This is a genomic window from Niastella yeongjuensis, from assembly GCF_900110245.1.
GTDB lineage: Bacteria > Bacteroidota > Bacteroidia > Chitinophagales > Chitinophagaceae > Niastella > Niastella yeongjuensis.
Map to the genome: position 1 here is coordinate 124031 of NZ_FOCZ01000014.1, position 21374 is coordinate 145404.

General features: G+C 44.7%; 19 protein-coding genes. 8 read left to right on the top strand and 11 right to left on the bottom strand.

What is annotated here, in order from left to right; genetic code table 11:
• Positions 1-3 precede the first annotated feature (3 nt).
• The 6 genes from BMX95_RS28090 to guaB all read right to left on the bottom strand — a co-directional run bounded on the left by BMX95_RS28090 (position 4) and on the right by guaB (position 8038).
• Positions 4-420, bottom strand: a complete 417-nt coding sequence (locus BMX95_RS28090; RefSeq protein WP_090519641.1) for a hypothetical protein — start codon at positions 418-420, stop codon at positions 4-6.
• A 280-nt stretch (positions 421-700) separates the two neighbouring features.
• A complete protein-coding gene (locus BMX95_RS28095) occupies positions 701-1453 on the bottom strand; it encodes an SDR family NAD(P)-dependent oxidoreductase (RefSeq protein ID WP_081198509.1) in 753 nt (250 codons plus the stop codon).
• Between the two features lie 249 nt (positions 1454-1702).
• Complete coding sequence (locus tag BMX95_RS28100; RefSeq protein WP_081198508.1) at positions 1703-4333, bottom strand: PKD domain-containing protein; 2631 nt, start codon at positions 4331-4333, stop codon at positions 1703-1705.
• 26 nt (positions 4334-4359) lie between these two features.
• The gene (locus tag BMX95_RS28105) at positions 4360-5169 is read right to left on the bottom strand and encodes an alpha/beta fold hydrolase (protein WP_081198507.1); all 810 of its coding nucleotides are present in this window, start codon (positions 5167-5169) and stop codon (positions 4360-4362) included.
• A 12-nt stretch (positions 5170-5181) separates the two neighbouring features.
• The gene (locus tag BMX95_RS28110; protein ID WP_081198506.1) at positions 5182-6405 is read right to left on the bottom strand and encodes an Lnb N-terminal periplasmic domain-containing protein; all 1224 of its coding nucleotides are present in this window, start codon (positions 6403-6405) and stop codon (positions 5182-5184) included.
• A gap of 130 nt (positions 6406-6535) precedes the next feature.
• Positions 6536-8038 (bottom strand): IMP dehydrogenase, encoded by a 1503-nt coding sequence (gene guaB / locus BMX95_RS28115; protein ID WP_081198505.1) that lies wholly within the window; start codon positions 8036-8038, stop codon positions 6536-6538.
• 108 nt (positions 8039-8146) lie between these two features.
• On the opposite strand from guaB, the gene BMX95_RS28120 reads away from it, so the two are divergent.
• Positions 8147-8896 carry an XRE family transcriptional regulator gene (locus BMX95_RS28120; protein ID WP_081198504.1) on the top strand — a complete coding sequence of 250 codons (750 nt, stop codon included), beginning with the start codon at positions 8147-8149 and terminating at the stop codon, positions 8894-8896.
• Between the two features lie 307 nt (positions 8897-9203).
• On the top strand, positions 9204-11708 hold the full coding sequence (locus BMX95_RS28125) for a DUF5916 domain-containing protein (protein WP_081198503.1): 2505 nt from the start codon (positions 9204-9206) through the stop codon (positions 11706-11708).
• On the opposite strand, the gene BMX95_RS28130 is transcribed toward BMX95_RS28125, so the two are convergent.
• On the bottom strand, positions 11709-12632 hold the full coding sequence (locus BMX95_RS28130; RefSeq protein WP_081198502.1) for a histone deacetylase family protein: 924 nt from the start codon (positions 12630-12632) through the stop codon (positions 11709-11711).
• Positions 12629-13330 (bottom strand): ligase-associated DNA damage response endonuclease PdeM, encoded by a 702-nt coding sequence (pdeM, locus tag BMX95_RS28135; RefSeq protein ID WP_244898126.1) that lies wholly within the window; start codon positions 13328-13330, stop codon positions 12629-12631. Before pdeM ends, BMX95_RS28130 begins: the two co-directional genes overlap by 4 nt.
• On the opposite strand from pdeM, the gene BMX95_RS28140 reads away from it, so the two are divergent.
• Complete coding sequence (locus tag BMX95_RS28140) at positions 13313-14101, top strand: sensor histidine kinase (protein WP_081198500.1); 789 nt, start codon at positions 13313-13315, stop codon at positions 14099-14101. The two genes, pdeM and BMX95_RS28140, sit on opposite strands and share 18 nt — an antisense overlap.
• A gap of 3 nt (positions 14102-14104) precedes the next feature.
• The gene (locus BMX95_RS28145; protein ID WP_081198499.1) at positions 14105-14767 is read left to right on the top strand and encodes a response regulator transcription factor; all 663 of its coding nucleotides are present in this window, start codon (positions 14105-14107) and stop codon (positions 14765-14767) included.
• Here BMX95_RS28145 and BMX95_RS28150 read toward each other — a convergent pair.
• Complete coding sequence (locus BMX95_RS28150; RefSeq protein ID WP_081198498.1) at positions 14764-15423, bottom strand: response regulator transcription factor; 660 nt, start codon at positions 15421-15423, stop codon at positions 14764-14766. The two genes, BMX95_RS28145 and BMX95_RS28150, sit on opposite strands and share 4 nt — an antisense overlap.
• A 915-nt stretch (positions 15424-16338) precedes the next feature.
• On the opposite strand from BMX95_RS28150, the gene BMX95_RS28155 reads away from it, so the two are divergent.
• From BMX95_RS28155 to BMX95_RS28175, 4 genes are all read left to right on the top strand, one after another.
• A complete protein-coding gene (locus BMX95_RS28155; protein WP_081198497.1) occupies positions 16339-16725 on the top strand; it encodes a hypothetical protein in 387 nt (128 codons plus the stop codon).
• Positions 16726-17463: 738 nt separating this feature from the next.
• Positions 17464-18306, top strand: coding sequence for a sensor histidine kinase (locus BMX95_RS28165; protein ID WP_081198495.1), 843 nt, complete (start codon positions 17464-17466; stop codon positions 18304-18306).
• Between the two features lie 150 nt (positions 18307-18456).
• Entirely contained in the window at positions 18457-19113 is a 657-nt protein-coding gene (locus BMX95_RS28170) for a response regulator transcription factor (protein WP_081198494.1), read from the top strand.
• A 120-nt stretch (positions 19114-19233) separates the two neighbouring features.
• Positions 19234-19965 carry a hypothetical protein gene (locus tag BMX95_RS28175; protein WP_081198493.1) on the top strand — a complete coding sequence of 244 codons (732 nt, stop codon included), beginning with the start codon at positions 19234-19236 and terminating at the stop codon, positions 19963-19965.
• Here the strand turns inward: BMX95_RS28175 and BMX95_RS28180 are convergent.
• Together BMX95_RS28180 and BMX95_RS28185 are read right to left on the bottom strand one after the other, a co-directional pair.
• On the bottom strand, positions 19962-20621 hold the full coding sequence (locus BMX95_RS28180) for a 3-oxoacid CoA-transferase subunit B (RefSeq protein WP_081198492.1): 660 nt from the start codon (positions 20619-20621) through the stop codon (positions 19962-19964). The genes BMX95_RS28175 and BMX95_RS28180 overlap by 4 nt on opposite strands.
• 34 nt (positions 20622-20655) lie before the next feature.
• The gene (locus BMX95_RS28185) at positions 20656-21354 is read right to left on the bottom strand and encodes a CoA transferase subunit A (protein ID WP_081198491.1); all 699 of its coding nucleotides are present in this window, start codon (positions 21352-21354) and stop codon (positions 20656-20658) included.
• Positions 21355-21374 lie beyond the last annotated feature (20 nt).

Genomic DNA, 21374 nt, shown 5'->3' on the forward strand with positions numbered 1-21374 from the left:
TATTTACTTTCTGGCTGTTGGTTCCGGTTTTTTCATCAGCATTACATAACCGCAGAGATTCTTTTTCTTTTTATTAACCTGTACCGGTTTTATCATGTGGTACTCACTAGCCTGCGGCGTATAAGTATAACTGATAATGTTACCATCCACATCGCCCCACTGGTTTCTTTTATAGACAACCTGGCGTTCACTAAAGTCGTACATCCGTACTTCGTATAACTTTGAGGTTGGGTCGCCAATGAAAAAAAACTGGTAAATAGTACCGCCCGTCATTGGTAAAACTACGGGCATCTCATACTCGCTTTCCATTTGAATGGAGGCTTCGCGTAATAGTACATATCCCTGTTCAGTGCAGGCTTTTTTTATGCTGTCAACAGCATGTTGATAGGGGTTACCTTCACAACTTTGAAGCTTTATCACATCACCCTGGGCTCGTAATGTGGGGGAAAACAGAATGCAAAAACATGCAATAAAGCATGCGCATAGGGGCTTGCACATAAGTTAATGGTTTTTTATGCAGGATTTTGGAAATGTGTCGCAGTATAAAACTACACAAATTGCCGGCTCCTGCAAGTAGTTTTGCTAAGAATTAATATATTCTAAATGAACTATGTATTCAGAAACCATTAAATACCCATTATGGACTAACGGTTTCTAAAGGAAAACTACTAATCAGGAGAAAGTATTTCAGCACGGAAGATTACCGCTGCAGGTAAAATGAATTTGCCTGGGCCGTACAGGTTAGCACCAGGTCGTTAATACACACATGCAGCGGCAGCGTGGTGGTATAATATACAACGTCAGCGACATCGGCGGCGGTCAGCGGCTGGTAACCTTCATACATTTTATCAGCAGCTTCTGCGTTGCCTTTGAAACGTACCATTGAAAATTCTGTTTCTGCAGCGCCGGGATGGATACCGGTAACTTTTATTTTATGTCTTAGCAGATCAATCCGCATCGACTGCGAAAGTGCATCGAGCGCATATTTTGAAGCGCAATATCCATTTCCCCGTTCATACACTTCTTTCCCTGCAATGGATCCCATGTTAATAATATGGCCTTGTTTTCTTGCTATCATTCCGGGCAATACGGCCTTTGTTACATACATCACGCCTTTCACGTTGGTATCGAGCATGATCTCCCAGTCTTCCGTATCAGCATCTTCAAAATAGTCACGTCCCAATGCTAATCCTGCATTATTAACGAGAACATCAATTGTAACAAACTCTTGCGGCAATTGTTTAATGGCGGTAAAAACAGCTTCCCGGTCGCGTACATCAAATTCGAGGGAGTGAACCGGCACCTTATAAGTAGCCGCCAATTGCTTTTCCAGTTCATTAAGCCGGTCGGCCCGGCGGCCGGTGATAATTATCCTGTATTGGTTGGCAGCGAATTTTTCAGCCATTGCTTTTCCAAAGCCCGATGTAGCGCCTGTTATTAGTACTGTTTTCATTAGAAGAAAGCGGTTATTTAAAAACACGAAGCTAAATAAAGAAAGGCAGCAGGCAATGGAGAAAGGCAGAAGGCCCTCCTACGCCGAGGCTCCGGCGGGCGATGCAGAAAGGCCGCGACTCGGAAACCAAAAGCTAATACCTGAGAACTAATAACTCAAGAACCTAAGAACTCAAAAACCTAAGGACCTAATAACCTAATAACCGGAACCCGAACTTTCAACTTTAAACTTTAAACTTTCAACTTTCAACTATCGTAACAAAACTGCAGTTCCCTTTCTCATAACTACTTTACCGGTGTAATCCGTTCCGCGGGCCATCCATACATAGGTGCCGGGGTCCTGGCGTTTGCCGCCGATGGTGCCATCCCACCCTGCTTCGGCCGAATAGCTTCTGTATACCATTTGTCCCCAGCGGTTGAATACGCAGAAATAATCGAGCGTGGCAATACCAACCGGTATTGGCCGCAGTACGTTGTTGCGACTGCTACCCGGGACAAAAGCATTCGGGACAAAAATATCAGGCATTGTTTTAAACACCTTTATGTTGATGGTATCCAGGTCGTAGCACCCTTCAGCCGTATAAGCTCTTAACTGGTAAGTGAAATTATCATCCAGGATGGCAACGGCGTTGGAAATATCGTTCCGGTTAAGGTGCAGGGGCGGTTGCCATTCGTAAAAATCGGAACCCTGGCCATTTAATTGCAACGGTTGGCCCACCACTATGGAAGTGTCTCTGCCGGCAAAAGCAATGATCTCATTTTTCACATTCACCACTACCGTATCCCTGCCTGGTTTGGGGCAACCGAGCGTATCATACACGCTAAGCACATACGATGTTGTTCTTTTAGGCCAGGCCAATGGATCTAAACTATTTGGATCGCTTAACGTACTTACGGGACTCCAAAGAAAGCGATACCCTACCATACTGGCGTGCAGGCTGGCCGTATCTTCATAACAAACAAGCGTATCGGCGCCCGCCCTGGCTATGGGGTATGGGATGGTGTACAGGGTAACATCATCTTCTGCAAAACATTTACCAATATGCGCTACCACATGGTAGGTGGTGTTTAAAGCAGGGCGCACCCACGGTTGTTTCACATTGGGATTATCGAAGTAGCTCGGAATGTTCGATGTCCATTCAAACTTCAGCCCATCCGTCTGTGGATCTAACTGAACCGTATCGGTAAGGCAAATGGTGCTGTCGACACCCGCACTTAACGTTACAAAATCAACCACCCGCACCCGCACATCAGCTGTATTCACACATCCGTTTTCGTTTAGGGTAACGGTATAGGTAGTAGTGGTCTTTGGCCATACCAACGGGTTGGGCGTATTTTCATACAGCATGTTATATACGGGCGACCAGGAGAAGATCCCATTGCCGCCGGCAATCAGGGGCAACGTATCGATGCTGCAGATCAATGTATCGGTAAAAGGCAGATAAATAAGAGGCTTGTCACGCACATCGGCCACATTGGTAATGGTGGCCACACAACCCTTGTCGCTTTCTACGGTCAGCGTGGCTGTTTTTAAACCGGTGGTGCTGTACTTCCAACCCGGGTTTTGCACAGTAGACACATCATTAATAGTAGTTTCATCGCCAAAATCCCAGGTCCATTTTGCCGGCCGCCCATACCTTGAAGTAGTTTGATCAATGAATTGCAATGGCAGCAACAAACAACTACCCTGTACTGTAAATGCGGGGAAGAAACCGGGATACACTTTTGCCAGCGTTGTGGTCTCATCTTCACACTGTCCGGCCAATACCACTTTCAACTTAACGGTATACGTACCGGTATCTGCATATTGATGCTGAACGCGGCCTTCCAAATCGGTGGTGGTTTCAACAGGCGAACCATCACCAAAATCCCAGGTGTATTCAGAACCGCCTGGGTTTACCTGCTCGTTTTTAAAAGTTACCAGGAAATCGTCGCAAAAAGAATAGTCGGGATCCAGCAGGGCTTCCAGCGGAATACAATCCGATACTTTTACATGCACGTCCTTTCTATGAATATTGATCAACCGACCCCGGCGGTATTCATACGCACAAACTGTGATCACATATTGACCAATTGTCGAAGGAGCAATACCGCTGATAATACCCGTTTTGGAATTGATGGTCACTAAACCGCCCAACGGGGCATTGCCATTGAAGGGTCCCTTGTAATTCAATGCTGAATAAGGCGGCCTTGATGCTACTGAAGGATTGGGTGCGCTGGGCGAAGCTCCAGAAAAACCGCTGCAAAACGTATAGGCCAGGGAATCGGTACCATCGGGTTCAGTAGCAGCAAAACTCAACCTAAAATTACTGCCGCGGCAAATGGCGGTAGCATCGTTGGGTAAGAACCGGGGGCTTGAATTTTCGTAGGCGTCTGGTAATACATTGGTGCCGGGAATTTCACACGCATAGGTAGCACCCACGGAATTACTGGGTGCGGTCAGGTTTATGATATTATTGATCCGGCAACACCGCTGATAAGCAATGGTGTATCCGTCTGCATTGATGGGTACTGTAATTTCTGTGGAAAACGAGCGCACGCGATAGCAAACATCCGTTGGCGGATTGCTGATGCAGGGATTGGAATTTGGATCGAACCGCAGAAAGACATCGTTTATATAAGGCGCTGTAACCGGATTGCCACGTTGTGCATTGGTAGATTTATCGAATATGGTTAGCCCGATCTCCGTATCGAGCTGTCCGCTGCTGGTAGCACTACAATCGATATATAACTTTAACGTAACCCGATATTTGGAAGAATTGGCAACGTCACCCGGTCCCAGATATTCATAAAACATTTCTCCGCCCTTAATATGCTCGGCAAAGAGGGACTGGATCGTTCCAAAAAACAATAACAAAGCTATCGCCAGGGTTCTTCTCATTAGGCTGGGCTACAACACTGTTTACGTTATACAAATTGGCCATTCATCAAAAAGTCTGAAACAAAAATGTTACTTAGTTCAGGTTCTTCCCACATTCCCATATGGCCGGATTGTTCAAGTGTATGAATATATGACAATCCAGGCATATAAGACTGTTGCATTACCTGCTCGTATGGCACGGTATTATCCAATTTTCCCATAATGAACAACACAGGGCGGGAAAAGTTTTTGAGAACGTGCGTCCTATCGGGACGCACCATCATGGCCTGGTAATAATTTACGAGTGCCAGGCCTACAAAGTTGGTGTAGCGGGCTAATATTTTATTCACCAGTTCGGGCTGGCGTTTTTTTGTTACGTCGGCAAAAAGATTGGGATAAGATTGCTCTAAAAATTTGGTAGCACCATATTGCTGAATGAATTCTATGCCCCGGCGCCGGGCAGTCTTTTTTTCTTCACTATCAGCATAGGCAGTGGAATGAAACAAACCGAAAGATTCGAGGCGGTCGGGGAACATTTCTGCAAACGCCAGGGTAATATATCCACCCATGCTATGCCCGATCATACTGGCTGTTTTAATATTTTCCTGGTCCATTATCTGGCGAATGCATTCGGCAAAATATTCCATGGACCAGGTTATATCATTAACGGGTGAATGGCCACTGCCAGGCAGATCGGGGATGATCAGTTGAAATTTGCTTTTTAAATATTCTACCTGATGCTCCCAAACAGTACCATCTTCAGCAAAGCCATGTATCAACACAACGGGTTGCCCCTGCCCTTCTACACGATAAAATACCGGTTTATCATTTAGAAGAATATTGTTTTCAGTTGCCATGGCCTGAAGGTACTACAATTCAATATCTATCGCCTTTGAGCTTTGGAAAATGTTTGCTGCGTTCGTAGTTGCTCGTTTTTTCAACGGTAAATTCCCGCGGAAATAACTCCGCATTAACAGGATGCCCAATAACGGCAATACGGCAACATTAATTTGCTGTGGAATAAAGAACCAGCAGAGCGTAAATAATAAGGTGAGTACAAATACAATGCGGAAATATTGTTGCAGCCATTTCCTTTTTAAATACACCACAAACGCCGCCAGGAAATGGGTGGGCAATGCCCAGAATACATTGAAGTTATTACGGCAAACCGTATCAACCCGTATAGCCCATAAGGTTACGATCAGGATACCGAAGATGCCAACGAAAAGAAAGAAGATGCAGTCAAATACATTCAGGGACCGCTGCGCCCACTTGTTGTTGCTGAATGATAACAATCCGGTTATAACAAACAGTATAGAGAATAAAAACATCGGCGTGACCAGGTTCACTGCCGGCGGAACAGGCGGAGCGGCAACAACGGTTTGCGTATGCGCTAACAACGGGTGACCATCAGCAATTGCCTGATCGATCCCTTTCATCAGGTAATCTGGTAAAAACATCGACTGATCGTTTGTTACCCGGTCATCGAGGTTACTGCCCAAACACATATCGATGCCAAACTTGCTCCAGCTTTGATTGCTTTTATCGAGATAAGTATGTATCAGGTTACGGTAGGTAGGTATTTTTTCCGGAAGAATGTTTTTGAAAACTATGGAAGCGCCGGTTTGCCGAACAATCATATCGCGGGCGCGGGTTGTACAATTGTCGGTATGGAAATAATAGTTGTAGTACCGGTTTTGCTCCTGGGCGTTTTCCTGCAGGGCGGCATACATGTGTTGTTTTTGTTCGCCGGTCAGCAGTAATTCCTGTTCAATAACACCCCGGTGTTCGTATTGGTATTCCTGTAAAAATTCCTGATACGAATAATTGGAAAGGGCATACAACATGATCCCCCTGGTAAACTTGGCATAAAAATTAGGATCGCGGTCATCGAAAGTACCGTAGTTATAAGCCATATCTACACCGCGGGCACTGTCGGTAACCCGCAGGGCAGTGTGCCCAAAGGTTGAATACAATTCCACGCCCGGGCTGCAGGTAAGCAAACTGATGCGCAGATGACTTGTGTCGGTTTGGGCGAAAGTAGAGAAAGAGCTAATCAGGATAAGACATGACAATATACTACGAAGATTCATCAGGATGAATTTAAACGTTACCGGTTACCGGTCACCGGTTACCAGTTCGCGGAAATCGGAGTGACAAATATTAAGGATTAGTCCCGAATATAAGCCCGGCAACCGGAAACTGGTAACTGGCAACCATGTATTATCGTCTACTATAGTTCGGCGCTTCTCTTGTAATTTCAATATCGTGCGCGTGGCTTTCTTTCATACCGGCATTGGTAATGCGAACAAACTGTGCCTGCTGTAAAGCTTTGATGTCTTTTGCACCGCAATAGCCCATACCTGATCTAAGGCCACCTACATATTGATAAACGATCTCACTCAAATTACCTTTAAATGCCACCCGGCCTTCAATGCCTTCGGGTACATATTTTTTAATATCGGCCTCTACATCCTGGAAGTAGCGGTCGCCGCTACCCTGGCTCATAGCACCCAGTGAACCCATACCCCGGTATTGTTTGAATTTCCGGCCTTCATAGATGATGGTTTCGCCAGGGCTTTCTTCGGTTCCGGCAAAAATGCTGCCCATCATTACCATGTTGGCGCCAGCGGCCAGTGCTTTCACCATATCGCCGGTATAACGGATACCGCCATCGGCAATTAAGGGGATACCCAATTTATTCAATACAGAAGCGGCTTCCATAATAGCTGTGATCTGCGGAACGCCGGCTCCGGCAACGATACGGGTAGTACAAATTGAACCGGGTCCAATACCTACTTTTACCGCATCTGCCCCTGCTTCGGCCATGGCCTTTGCTCCGGCAGCTGTACCTACGTTACCAGATATTACCTGCAGCTTTTTAAAGTTTTTCTTCAAGGTCTTCAACGCTTCAAGCACCCCTTTGCTATGGCCATGTGCACTATCCAGACAAACTACATCAACGCCAATTTGTTGCAGTGCGGCAGCCCGGTCGAGCAGGTCGCGGGTAATACCCAGCGCTGCACCCACCAGTAAACGGCCGTATGAGTCCTTTACTGCATTGGGGTAGCTCACTACCTGCAGAATGTCGCGGTAAGTGATCAGTCCAAACAAGGTACCGTCTTTTTTAACGACCGGTAACTTTTCAATTTTATGTTGTTGTAAAATCTTTTCTGCCTTTTTGAGGGTAGTGCCTTCAGGGGCGGTAACGAGGTTTTCGCGGGTCATTACCTCACTTACAATGCGTTTGCTATCAGTTTCAAAACGCAGATCGCGATTGGTTAAAATACCAACCAGCTTTTTATTATTATCAACGATGGGAATACCACCGATGCGGTTTTCTTTCATTAACCGTTGGGCGTCGGCAATGGTGGCGTCTTCATGCAGGGTAATAGGGTCAAAAATAATCCCGGCTTCACTTCTTTTCACTTTCCGCGCCTGTTCAACCTGTTTTTCAATACTCATATTCTTATGCAGAATACCCAAACCGCCTTCACGGGCCAGGGCAATTGCCAGGTTAGCCTCTGTTACCGTATCCATGGCGGCCGATAACATGGGAACATTTAGCTTGATATTTTTGGTAAGCCAGGTGCTTATATCTACCTCTCTGGGTAGCACTTGTGAATAAGCGGGAACCAGTAAAACGTCATCAAACGTTAAACCTTCACCAAAAAACTTACTTGACTGGGGGGATTTTTTCTGTGGAGCACTATTTCTTGTTGCCATGTGCAAAGATAGGATGGCTCAACAATACACTCCAAATGAAATTTTAATGACCACTTTTCACATTTTATGATAAAATAATTAGTATTTTAGCGCTAAACTTATTAGTCTATGTCAACGGCCGGTAAAAATCTGAAGTATCTGCGTAAACTACGCGGGTGGACACAGGAAGAATTTGCCACCAAATTACAGATCAAACGCTCTCTGTTGGGCGCTTATGAAGAAGAACGGGCTGAACCCCGTATCGATGTACTGGAACTGGTTGGTGAACTATTCAAACTCACATTGGATGAGTTGTTGTTGAAAGACCTGGCAGACAGCAAGGGCAATTACCTGGCTAAACGACGTGCGCAAAAATTAAGCGCCGGCACTAATGAAATTCAATTTGTACCGGTAAAAGCAGCCGCCGGTTACCTGGCAGGTTATGCCGATCCGGAATTTATTGATGAACTGAATACCTTCACCCTTCCCATGCTGGCACCCGGCCAATACCGTGCCTTTGAAATAGTGGGTGATTCCATGCTGCCAACCCCAAGCGGATCGATCATCGTGGGTGAAAAGGTAGAAGACATCAATGATGTAAAGAACAGCTTCACCTATATAGTGGTATCGCGCAATGAAGGCATTGTGTACAAAAGAGTGATGAAGAACAACCGCACCAGGAACAAGTACACCCTTGTGAGCGACAACCCCACCTATCAGCCTTACCAGGTGAATGGCGAAGACATCATTGAAGTCTGGAAAGCCATGATGATCATTGGAAAGGCCAATGCACAACCGCACTGGAATGTAAACCAACTGGCCAATGTAGTAAATACATTACAGGAGCAGGTGAGCTATCTAAAGAAGAAGATAAACTAGTATAAGTTCAGCTACACGTCTAACTAATTGTTCCCGGTTACCGGTCCCCGGTTTCCGGGCGTTTTCATTGAGCATCCCAATCAATTTCGACATCCCCTAACTGGGTATTGGTTCCCCGGTATTTGGTACCCGGTAACTGATAACCAGAATCTTCTTATATTTAGCGATATTTGAAGGGGCCTGTCTACGTGCGACCAGACATTCCCACCCGTAATTTGTAATACCTCCTTTCCTATTTAATGGTTAGCGATAACCACGTTACCCGTCTGCGTTATATACAATACTATTTTGCCCCTTAACACGATCTATGCTCAAATGCCTGGTTGTTATACTATTACTTTTTACCTATACCAAACTGTTGGCTCAACCCAAAACAACACAGGCTGTGCAAGTGACCCAGGCGCCCCGCATAGACGGCTCCTTAGACGACTCCGTATGGCTGCAAGCTCCCGAAGCAATTGATTTTATAACCAACACACCTGTATACGGTAAGCCAGCTACTGTAAAAACATCCGTTCGGGTGTTATATGATAACAACGCAATTTACATAGGCGCATACCTGTACGACGATTCGGCCGCTATCAGGCGCCAGTATACGCCCCGCGATAACCTGCAGCAGGCGAATGTTGATTATTTCTCTGTTTTCCTGGATACCTATAAAGACAGGCAGAATGCCTTTCAGTTTCTGGTAACCGCCCGCAACGTGCAAACCGATGCCCGGGTAAGCGCTAATTATACCGGTAATGAAGGGATGTATGGCGATGCAGGTTGGGACGCCGTTTGGGAAAGCAAAGTAGGGTTTCGTTCCGATGGCTGGGTTGTTGAAATGCGCATCCCGCTTTTTTCTATACGCTTCTCCCGCAAAACTACAGCCGACTGGGGCATACAGTTCATGCGCTTCAGCCGCCGCCTAAATGAAACCTCTTTTTGGAATCCCGTAAACCCGGCTGTGAGCGGCTTTGCCAACCAGTTTGGCGATATTGTCGGTTTAAACAAACTTGTTCCGCCTTTACGACTGAGCTTCTCCCCCTATGTGAGTGGCGGTTATCGGCAAACGCCGCACAACAACAGTGTGCAACAATATGAAACGCTCAAAAGCGGTGGTATGGATGTAAAATATGGCCTCAACGAAAGCTTTACCCTCGATGCTACGCTTATTCCCGACTTTGGCCAGGTAGTTTCAGATAATGTGATCAATAACATCAGTCCTTTCGAGATCAGGTTTCGCGAGAACCGTCCTTTTTTTACCGAAGGCACCGAACTGTTCAATAAGGCCGGCATCTTTTATTCGCGCCGTATTGGTAAAACACCCGATAAATACGATACCCTGCAGGATATGGTCAACGCCGGCAGGCTGGATGGTTATCAGCTGCTAAAAAATCCATCGGTAACCCGGTTATATAATGCCGTTAAGTTCTCGGGCCGCACGGCCGGTAACCTGGGCATTGGGATCTTTAATGCGGTTACAGAAAATGTAAAAGCAACCTTACGTAATCGCGGTACGGGTAAAGACTCTATGGTAACAACCGAACCGCTTGCCAATTATAATATTATTGTGTTAGACCAGGCATTGAAGAACCGTTCTTACATAACCTTCACCAATACCAATGTATTGCGCAACGGCCAGGAGCGCGATGCCAATGTAACCGCCCTTGATGTTGCTCTGTACGACAAAGCCAACCGGTACGGGCTGGTTGTAAAGCCACGGTATAGCCTGGTATATGATGGCCCGGGCCGGTATAATGGGTTTGCCAATAACCTGCAGGCAGGCAAAGTGAGCGGCAACCTGCAATTCTCTTACACCAATGAATTAAGAACGGCCCAATATGATCCCAACGATCTCGGCTTTCAGTCATCGCCCAATGCCTTTAGCAATACCGGTACTGTCAGTTATAATATTTACCAGGCAACGCCTTCTTTTTTAAACCAGAGTTACAGCCTGTCGGTGCACCGAGATTATCTGTTCAAACCATTCACGTATCAGAAAACGGCCTTTGAAGCCTACACGTCCTGGTTGTTTAAAAACTTCTGGAGCCTTACACTCACTGCCGATATTGCCCCCTGGTGGTATAACGACTTCTTTGAAATGCAAACCCCCACCAGCCTGTTTCAAACACCCCGGCAACCATTGAAACGCGCTCCCTATTACAACCTGTTTATAGAAGGCAATACCGATAATCGCAGATCATTAATAATAAGCTGGCTTATTGGCGGCGCGGAAGGACCGTTGCCCAATGACCCTTATTACGGCTTTCAATTGGCAATCAGGTACCGGTTCAGCGATAAGCTTATGCTGGAAATGAGTTATAAACGACAACATGATAATGGCCAGTATGGTTATGCATTTGTTCGCGACCCGGTTACCGGCGCGCCCCTTCTGGCCCGGCGTGTGTATGCCGATGTAACAGCCATATTCAGTGGCGTGTACAATTTTACCTCCCGGATGAATCTTACCTTCAGGGCCCGTCATTACTGGAACCGGTTACAAAACACCAACCTGTTCACTATTCAGGAAGACGGATACTGGAAAGCCCGGTACGATCTGATGCCCGGCAAATACGATATCAATTACAATGCCTTTAACCTGGATGTTTTTTATACCTGGGATTTTCGGTTAGGCAGCCGGTTAATTATTGGCTGGAAGAACTGGCTGGGAAAGGATTATGAATATACCCTCCCTGCCAATACCTATAAATATTACACTACTAATGCCCGCCAGTTGTTCAACACCCCGCATGGCAATGAGTTTACTATCCGGTTTATTTACTTTCTAAACTATCAACAGCTAAAGGGAGGAAATAAGCGATCGTAATTATAATTCGTAAATATCTTTTGCTACTCTGAATGTATTGCAATGCGCTTCTACAATGGTTTTTATGTCGGGCGAATATCCGCCACCCATGGCCACCACACAGGGGATCTTATGTTGCTTCAATTGGGAGAAAACCAGTTCATCGCGGCGACGGCAACCTTCCATACTCACTTTCAGCTTACCAAATTTATCGGTCGATAAAATATCTACCCCCGATAAATAAAAGGCAAAATCAGGTTTCAACTGCTCGAGCAGGGTAAGCAGGTTGCTTTGCAGCAGGCTTAAATACAGGTTATCTTCTGTACCATCGTTCAGTGCAATATCGAGATCGCTTTTTTCTTTATGAAAAGGATAGTTATGAGCACCATGCATACTGAAGGTAAACACCCGGGGCTCCTGTTCAAATAAACTGGCGGTGCCATTGCCCTGGTGCACATCGAGATCGATAATAATGATCTTATGCGCCAGCTCTTTTTTAAGCAGGTAATTGGCCGCTACCCCAAAGTCATTCAACAGACAAAATCCTTCGCCCCGGTCGGCAAACGCATGATGGGTACCACCGGCTACATTCAACGATACGCCGTGAACAAATGCATGGTGACAACAATCAATGGTTCCCTGGGTGATCACCAATTCACGCTGCGTTAACTGAGGCGATTGCGGAAAACCAATATGCCGCTGTTCCCGGGCCGATAATGTTTGCCGGTGCAGTCTCTGTACATACGCCGCATCGTGCGTCCATAACACGATGTCATCAGCGCAAGGCGCCGGTGCAAATAAGTTATGCGGCGTAATTATGCCTTCGTACAACAACTGTTCAGGGATCAATTCATATTTAAGCATGGGGAACCGGTGCCCCTCAGGCAACGGATGCGCATAGATGGGATCGAATGCTATTTTCAATACTGGTGGTGTCGGGCTCATTGCAATTGTACAATATTGTCGTTTACGATGGCAAATACATTCTCTTCGTCTTCAGGTTGCACCAGCGCAATACCGGTAAACCGGCTGAAGGCAGGCAACACGCAAAACGCTTTGGCAAAGTAAAAACAAGGAAAGCTGAGTGATTGTTTGGCAGCCCCCCTTAATCGAATACCAGGATGAATATGGCCCGAGAAAAAATAGTCGGTATTATTGGGTACTGCATTATCCAGGTCGTGCCTGAACCGGAAAGCCCCGAGTTGTAATTCCCCGTCGGTAACCTGAATATTACATTGTTTGTACCAGCTTTCGTGCAGAATATCGTGATTGCCTTTTATCAGGTGAACCGGCAGATCGGGAAAATCGTGGCGCCACCGTTGAAACAGTTCCAGTTCTTTGTTCTGATGGCTGTGAAAAAGATCGCCTACCACAATTAACTGCCGGGGTTGAAAATACTGGATCAGGTGCACCAGCCGCTGCAGGTCTTCTTTATACACCGCCTGCGGCACTGCAATCCCCGATTTGCGAAAATGTCCGGTCTTGCCAAAGTGAAGATCCGAAACAATAAGGGCTTTCTCTTCTTCCCAAAAAACACTTCTATGTGCTGATAACCAAAGTTGTTGCTCTAATAATTTATACGAAACCGGCGCCTGCATACCTGCAAAAATAGTAATTTCACTTTTATGCCCGGGGAGCCTCAAAACATTGTCGTTTTTATAATTGTCACCACCCTTTTTATTCTGATCCTGATAGCGTTTATTGTATTCATTTTATTCCTCTATCAGCGCCGGCATATTTCCTACAAAAAAGGATTGGAAATATTGAAATCTGATTTTGAGAAAACCCTGCTGACTACCCAGCTGGAAATACAGGAACAAACCTTTCAAAGTATCTCACGCGAAATCCACGACAACATCGGGCTTTCACTTACACTGGCCAAGCTGAACCTGAATACCATCGACTGGAACGACGTTAACCACTCCCGCGAAAAAGTAAGCGGTTCCATAAATTTTATCTCCCGCGCCATTGAAGACCTGAGTTATATATCCAAGGCATTACACACCGGTTTTATTGAAGAGAACGGATTGCTGAAAGCGCTGGAACTGGAATTAAACAAAATACAAAAGCTGGATATTTATAAAATCCAATACGATGTAACCGGCTCGCCCGTTTATATGCAAACCCAAAAAGAACTGGTTGTTTTCAGGATCATGCAGGAAGTACTGAACAATTGTATCAAACATGCACAGGCAACTGAAATTGCGGTACGGCTGAATTACCAGCACACTGCGGTCGACATTGAAATAAACGACAATGGAAAAGGTTTTATCAGTCAGTCGGCCCCGGCTTATAAAGGAAAAGGAACCGGATTAATGAATATCATTAAGCGGGCTGCGTATATAAATGGCACCTGCCAAATAAACAGTGTACCGGGCAAGGGCACATCCGTACAAATGAAAATCCCTTATTAAACTATGAACAATTCCCATTCAACTATACAGGTAGCGCTGGCAGATGACCATATTCTTTTGCGCGATGCACTGGCCTCACTGATCAATACATTCGACAATTGCAAAGTGATCTTTACAGCCAGTAATGGACAGGAAACACTGGAAAAAATAAAAGCCAACCAGATCCCCGATGTGCTGATCCTTGACCTGAACATGCCCCTGCTCGATGGGTACGACACTTCCAAATGGCTGCACACCCATTACCCTGCCATTCATGTGCTGATGTTAACCATGTACGACACCGATCTCACACACATCAGGTTGTTACAGGCAGGAGTACGCGGGTTTCTGAAAAAAGACGTTCATCCCGATGAATTGAAATTTGCTATTCGGTCGGTGATGGAATCGGGTTACTATTATTCGCATACAGTAACCGGCAAACTGGTAAACCTGTTCCGCAATACGCTGGAAGACCTTGCCCAAAAGAAAAACCTGCTCAATGAGCAGGAACTACAATTCCTTAAACTCAGTTGCACCGAGTTCACGTATAAAGAAATAGCGGTAGCAATGCAGCTTAGTCCAAGGGCAGTAGATGCCTTACGCGATCAGTTGTTCAATCGGCTTGATGTAAAAAGCAGGGTGGGATTAGCCATGTATGCCATCAGGCATGGGCTGGTTAGTTTTTAATCGATCAGTTTGTTGCGCATACCGTACATGATGAGGCCGGCAATGGTTTTGGCGCCTACTTTCGATTTCATGTTCTGGCGAATGGTTTCAATAGTACGGGGGCTCAGGAACACTTCTTTCGAAATTTCCTCGGTAGTTTTATCGGCTGCCAGCAACTTCAGGATCTTAATTTCTTTTTCGGAGAACTTTACGGGATTGGGGTAAAACTGCCGTACCTGTTTTTTGGTTTGCAATTTTGACAGTACCGCTTTGTTTACAAGATCATTAAAGTAAAAGTCATCATTCATGCAGGTGAGTATGGCCTGATAGATCTCTTCAGGGTCAGAGGTTTTAGTGAGATAAGCGTTGGCGCCCATTTCCATCATCTTGGTGATCATTTCCTGTTCGTCGTACATGGTCAATACAACGATCTTTACATCGCTGTATTCCTTACGCAAAATCCCAATCGCATTCACCCCATCTACCTCGGGCATACGAATATCCATCAGTAAAACATCTGGTTTTTTGATCTGCATTTTGTGCATCAGATCTTTACCATCTTCGGCTTCCCAAAGGATCTTCAGGTATTCTTTTCCTTTAAGGGCCATTTTAATGCCGTCGCGAAATATCTTATGATCGTCGGCAAGTGCTACTTTAATAACCAGTTCAGTGCTCATAATGGGTAAGGTTGGCTTATTAATGGGTTATAAGTTGTCCTTTTCTGGTCAAATTTGCCCTACCGTTTTAACCCCTTAATGGTGTTTGATACCGTCCGGGGCCCTAACCTTCAGGCAATATCGCATAAAAAAATGATTCCAGTCACTTTGTAAACGTTAGTTTACCAGGATCAATCGAAATAGTACCAGTTTATCTACGAATATTTTACACATTTACCGGTAATTCCCGAACATTTAAAATAGAGCGTTTCCGCTATTGTGGACTGACTGGTAGCCGATTATTTTTGTTTCAGAAGTTGATTGATAAGGAATGGCAACCTTAAAACATCCAATATCACGATCACCGTCCTAAAAGTATTTCCAACAATCTTATGAATGCCATCTGTCAAATCCAATATCGGTCAACTTCTTCTTTTTATTTTAACTACGCTGTTTCCAGGTAACTGCCTCATCCTGGCCAATACAAGGTCATACCCTTTCGAAAACATAGTTCAATTGATACCTGTTTTAAAAATCAGTTGTATTGCAATCACTCAGCCGGTAAATAAGAAAAGGAAATTATTACTGTAAGAGCTGCCACTTACTGCGCCCCGTTTTTAAAATCCAACACACACTACTTAAGCACTAATCCTACGATACTTAAGCAATTACACTTATTCACATGTGTGAATAATCATCTCGCAAATGTAGGTTATACGAACTTTGTGAATAGTAAATATACGGTATACAAAGAGAAGAATTCCCTCATTTTACCTCGTAATATTTCTTAGAAAATTCCCTCAGAACGCAGGCCCATAGAGCATTTCGGGCAAAATTACAGCATTTATGGGTGCTCGCAACCCGTTGTATATCTTTTTTTTTGGAGGTTTCTTACTATCCGGAACCACTTTTTACAACCTCTAAAAACTTACTACTATGATGCAGACTGAACTTATCACTAAACGTAACATTGCTACTATTGGTGAAGAAATTACTCATGAATTAGGCGCAGAATTGGTTAACAATTACCGCAAGGCCAACCCGAATGATGTACAAGGTTACATTATCGGTAAAGAAATTCTGAACCAGATCCTAGCTCAGCCTGGTTGCGCCGGTATCCAGTTCTACAACGCCATTAATGAAATGGGCCAAAAAACCCTGGTTTACGTAGGCCTCGATCAAAATGGCAAACAGCTGATTAACTACACTGTAGTGACTGAAGACGCCCAGCTTCAAACACAAAAAGGCATTGTTGCTGACAGAAGCATCCCCTCTCCTTCCGGTGACGATCTTTGGGGTGACTCATGGTTTATTATTGATTAAATAAACCTGAATCTCTATATTTGAGGTAAAGCCCCCTGATATAGAGAGTTTTTTCTTACATATCAGCTTATATTCTTCACTATTACCCGTAATTCTCTTTCTTGCCTTTTTAAGGCATACTAAAAGGAAGGAATTATGGGTAATCTTTATTTACTCACTCTACTCATTCCTGAATGATATAATACTTTTAAACCTGTCGGCCAAGCTCTTCCTCAGCACTTATACATTGGTGGAGTTTTTCCTTTTCAGTTATTTTATCTGGCTTATTATTGAAGGCCGGCTGTTTAAAAAAGTCATAGCCACTGTTTCAACATTGTTTATTATATTTATCTGCTATTACTTTTTTACAACCAAGTGGAACTTTTTTGATTCAGTGCCAGTGGCTTGCGAATCTATTCTGATCTTTACATTTTCCCTGTATTATTTATTCGAACAAATAAACAAACCCAGGGTGTTGTTTATCTATAATACTTCCATGTTCTGGGTAATACTTGGGTTTCTGGTGTATTTAGCGGGGTCTTTTTTTATTTATACTTTCGTAGACGAGATAGACAGTAAAGACATTGGGAAATTTTGGTTTATCACATTCATATTCAATACCATAAAAAATCTTTTCTTTAGCATTGCTTTTTCGCTGAGAGAAGCAAAGGACAAAAGCAGCAGTACCGGCCTGTCCTCATACGATAATTTTTTTAAAAACCCCTATAACCCATTATAAACCCTGCTTCTCATATACTAATGATCTTGTTGCAGGTCACACATGGCACCAGCCAGTTTCCCATGGTACTGTATTTTGGCACCATCGGCATGCTGGTTTTAACCATCGGCCTCATCGTTTTCATTATTTTTCATCAGCGAAAGGTTATCCGTTATCAAATGCAGTTGCAACACATGGAGCAGGAACAGCAGAAAATGCTGTTGAATGCCTCTATCCGCCTGCAGGAAGAAGAGCGGCAACGCATTGCAGCCGATTTACATGATGATGCCGGTCCCCTGTTGGCTACAGCGCGTTTATACCTGAACGAAAACCTGGTGAATCTTGATAAAACCGCCCAGCTGCAAAGCATTTACAACGCCAAACAGATCATTGACGACACTATTCAGCTGATTCGTAATATTTCACACAGCCTGATGCCCCCCACCCTCAAAAACTTTGGGTTGGAATCTGCGGTGAATGACCTGTTCCAGAAGATCAGCGGATCGGGCAGTATGAACGCCAGTTGCCGTTTTCACGATTACCGCGAACGCCTGCACGCAGACCAGGAATTGATAATTTTCAGGGTTATACAGGAATTGGTGAATAATATTCTAAAACACAGCAATGCCAGCTTCATCCATCTAACCCAAAACCTGAGTGGTAATAAATTGTATATTCGCCTCCATCACGATGGACGCGGTATTACCCAGGCCGATTTTGATAAACTGAATAAAAGTAATGTGGGGCTGGGACTAAAAAACATTCAGAGCCGGTTGAAGCTATTGCACGGGCGTATATATTTCGAAAAAGACATTTCGCAAACATACTATAAGGTTACTATCGAAATTCCCCGATTGGAGGAAGAAACGGTGGCACCACAATAATAAAATATTGGTTCATATTTTGATAAGGGCTACTACTATCTTAAGATGCAGTGCGGAATAAGTGTTTATACTAACGTAAAACCCATACCCCCTGAAAACCTAAACACTTAAATTTTTTAGTAATTTAGTTTTGCCAATATCAATACACAGATGGGACCTATAAAAGTGGCTATTGCTGATGACCACAAGATATTCCGTAAAGGAGTAATATTGTCGTTAAGGCCTTATACAAACATAAAGTTCGTACTTGAAGCAGAAAACGGTCAGGAACTGTTGGATAACCTACCAGCAGCCCCTGAACAACCTGATGTTATACTCATGGATCTGCGCATGCCCCTGAAAGATGGCATTGAAACTACGAAAGTAATTGCCCGTCAATATCCAAACATCCATGTAATTGCACTGACGATGTATGAAGATGAACGGTTTGTGAGTCATATGATGGAAATTGGCGCTAACGGGTACCTGCTCAAAAGCGCCGACCCTTCCGAGATAAAGAAGGCAATTATGGAGGTAATGAGCAAGGGGTATTACCTGAACAACTTTGTAAACAGGATCCTTTTAAAAAAATCGCACGCCCGGGTTAAAGTGGTGCCCAGCCTAAACAGCGAAATCACCCTGAGCGACCGCGAACGCGATGTGATCAAATATATTTGCATGGAGTTTACCGCCCATGAAATTGCACAAAAACTAGAGGTGAGCCCAAGAACGGTTGAAGCGATCAAAGACCGGTTAATGGAACGCTTTGGAGCTAAAAACACGGCTGGCCTGGTATTTTTTGCAGTTAAGAATAACCTGATTGATTAAACTCCCGGCAATCTTTTGTTTAACACACAACAGCCGGCATTATGTTGGATACCCTTATTAACAGCGTCAAAAACAATAGAGCCCCTATGAAGAACCGGTTTGACCCTGAACTGTTTGACCATGGTAGAAACCGGTGGAAGTATATTTATTGCCCTGGCGCTGGTAGTGATGCTACTGGCGTTACTACCCGTATGCCTACTCTATATCCGTAAAGTAGCAGACTCTGCTACTCTTAACGTGCTGAAAATCCTTTGTCTTTTCGTAATTGGCCAATACCTCTTATTGATTTTCATTCAACCCGGCCTCCCGGCCCTGCAAACAGCCTGCAAACTCGCCCAGTTTACGCTTGTATTCTACCTGTTCAATTTATTGATGACCTCAGCCCGGGGAAAAGATCTTATGAGGATGGTGCTGGTGTCCTTTCTTTCAGTAATCATTACCATTTACGCATTAAAAGGGTTTACGGCTTATGCCGATATGCTCACCATTATACAGGCAGGCATACTTACCGTGCTGGCCATTGCCATTTTATTACAGTTGATCAACAACCGGCATATTGTACTGGCCGGTGAACCGGCCTTCTGGATTGCAGGTGGTCTGCTTTGTTACAATGGGATGGTGGTATTGATGGAAGCGATGGCGGGCAGTCAATCTAACCTGTCGCAACAGATACAACAGGAAAAAACGCTTATTATAACTACTGCCGATATTTTGCGAATGGTGTTCTTTATTGTAGCCGCCTCGGTTGCCGGTAAAAAGGATAACAATAGCGATAACAACAAGGATACAGAGATTCAGCCAATGCCCCCATTTCTGTCGACCCGGGTGAACCGGCGAACCATAAAATACTAGATAGCCATTTCGGGAATATCCCCCTCAATAACCAGTTTGCCTAAGGTTTTTGCGCGGATCTCCTCTACCGTTACCCCGGGGGCACGTTCAATCAGTTTAAACCCGCCCTGGGACAATACATCAAGCACTGCCAGATCACTTACAATTCGTTTTACGCATTTTACCCCGGTTAACGGCAGGGTGCATGCGGGCAATACTTTCGATTCGCCCTTGGGGTTGGTATGCATCATAGCCACGATGATGTTTTTTGCACTGGCAACCAGGTCCATGGCGCCGCCCATGCCTTTTACCATTTTACCCGGGATCTTCCAGTTGGCAATATCACCGTTCTCACTAACCTCCATGGCGCCCAGTACGGTCAGGTCAACCTTACCCGCCCTGATCATTCCAAAGCTCTCTGCACTATCAAAAAAAGCGCCGCCAGGGATCACGGTTACCGTTTCTTTACCGGCATTGATCAGGTCGGCATCCATATCTGCTTCAACAGGATACGGCCCCATACCCAATATGCCATTCTCTGATTGAAGCATTATGGTAATACCATCAGGAATGTAATTTGATACCAGGGTTGGAATACCTATACCGAGGTTTACATACATGCCATCCTGCAATTCCTGAGCGATCCGTTTTGCGATACCGTATTTATCTAAAGCCATCGTTAGTTTGAAGTTTTAAGTTCAAGGTTTAAAGTTATTTCTCCATTTTCACCGTCTTACGCTCAATTCGTTTTTCATAGTTGGTTCCCTGAAAAATGCGATGCACATAAATACCGGCCACATGAATATGATCAGGGTCCAGTTCACCAGGTTCAACCAGGTGTTCTACTTCAGCAATGGTAATGTTGCCTGCCTTTGCAATTGAGGTGGAGAAATTGCGGGTGGTTTTGCGAAATACCAGGTTCCCAAAGCGGTCGCCCTTCCAGGCTTTTACCAGGGAAAAATCGGCGTGCAGTGCGTATTCCATCAAATACATTTTGTTATTGAATTCGCGCACTTCCTTTCCTGTTGCTATTTCGGTACCATACCCTGCCGGTGTGTAAAATGCAGGAATACCCATCCCGGCCATTTGAATGCGGGTAGCCAGAGTGCCCTGGGGTATCAGATCCACTTCCAGTTCACCGCTTAACAGCTGCCGTTCAAACTCGGCGTTTTCGCCCACATAGGAGCTCATCATTTTTTTTATCTGACGGGTTTTGAGTAGTAAGCCTAATCCAAAATCATCTACCCCGGCATTGTTGGAGATACAGGTGAGGTGTTTAACGCCTTTGCGTACCAGGGCTTCAATGGAATTTTCCGGTATACCGCACAAACCAAATCCACCCAGCATAATGGTAGCATTATCCTGAATGTCGGCAATGGCGGCATCGGCATTGGCAACAACTTTTTGCATAGCAAGCAATTTATTGATAA

Excerpts from the sequence above, each read along its gene's own strand:
- BMX95_RS28105 (WP_081198507.1), bottom strand. The coding sequence starts at position 5,169 with ATGGCAACTGAAAACAATATTCTTCTAAATGATAAACCGGTATTTTAT.
- BMX95_RS28175 (WP_081198493.1), top strand. The coding sequence starts at position 19,234 with ATGGTAGAAACCGGTGGAAGTATATTTATTGCCCTGGCGCTGGTAGTG.
- BMX95_RS28120 (WP_081198504.1), top strand. The coding sequence starts at position 8,147 with ATGTCAACGGCCGGTAAAAATCTGAAGTATCTGCGTAAACTACGCGGG.
- BMX95_RS28095 (WP_081198509.1), bottom strand. The coding sequence starts at position 1,453 with ATGAAAACAGTACTAATAACAGGCGCTACATCGGGCTTTGGAAAAGCA.
- BMX95_RS28140 (WP_081198500.1), top strand. The coding sequence starts at position 13,313 with ATGCCCGGGGAGCCTCAAAACATTGTCGTTTTTATAATTGTCACCACC.
- BMX95_RS28185 (WP_081198491.1), bottom strand. The coding sequence starts at position 21,354 with ATGCAAAAAGTTGTTGCCAATGCCGATGCCGCCATTGCCGACATTCAG.
- BMX95_RS28110 (WP_081198506.1), bottom strand. The coding sequence starts at position 6,405 with ATGAATCTTCGTAGTATATTGTCATGTCTTATCCTGATTAGCTCTTTC.
- BMX95_RS28130 (WP_081198502.1), bottom strand. The coding sequence starts at position 12,632 with ATGAGCCCGACACCACCAGTATTGAAAATAGCATTCGATCCCATCTAT.
- BMX95_RS28155 (WP_081198497.1), top strand. The coding sequence starts at position 16,339 with ATGATGCAGACTGAACTTATCACTAAACGTAACATTGCTACTATTGGT.
- BMX95_RS28100 (WP_081198508.1), bottom strand. The coding sequence starts at position 4,333 with ATGAGAAGAACCCTGGCGATAGCTTTGTTATTGTTTTTTGGAACGATC.
- BMX95_RS28150 (WP_081198498.1), bottom strand. The coding sequence starts at position 15,423 with ATGAGCACTGAACTGGTTATTAAAGTAGCACTTGCCGACGATCATAAG.
- BMX95_RS28125 (WP_081198503.1), top strand. The coding sequence starts at position 9,204 with ATGCTCAAATGCCTGGTTGTTATACTATTACTTTTTACCTATACCAAA.
- BMX95_RS28165 (WP_081198495.1), top strand. The coding sequence starts at position 17,464 with ATGATCTTGTTGCAGGTCACACATGGCACCAGCCAGTTTCCCATGGTA.
- guaB (WP_081198505.1), bottom strand. The coding sequence starts at position 8,038 with ATGGCAACAAGAAATAGTGCTCCACAGAAAAAATCCCCCCAGTCAAGT.
- BMX95_RS28145 (WP_081198499.1), top strand. The coding sequence starts at position 14,105 with ATGAACAATTCCCATTCAACTATACAGGTAGCGCTGGCAGATGACCAT.
- BMX95_RS28180 (WP_081198492.1), bottom strand. The coding sequence starts at position 20,621 with ATGGCTTTAGATAAATACGGTATCGCAAAACGGATCGCTCAGGAATTG.
- BMX95_RS28170 (WP_081198494.1), top strand. The coding sequence starts at position 18,457 with ATGGGACCTATAAAAGTGGCTATTGCTGATGACCACAAGATATTCCGT.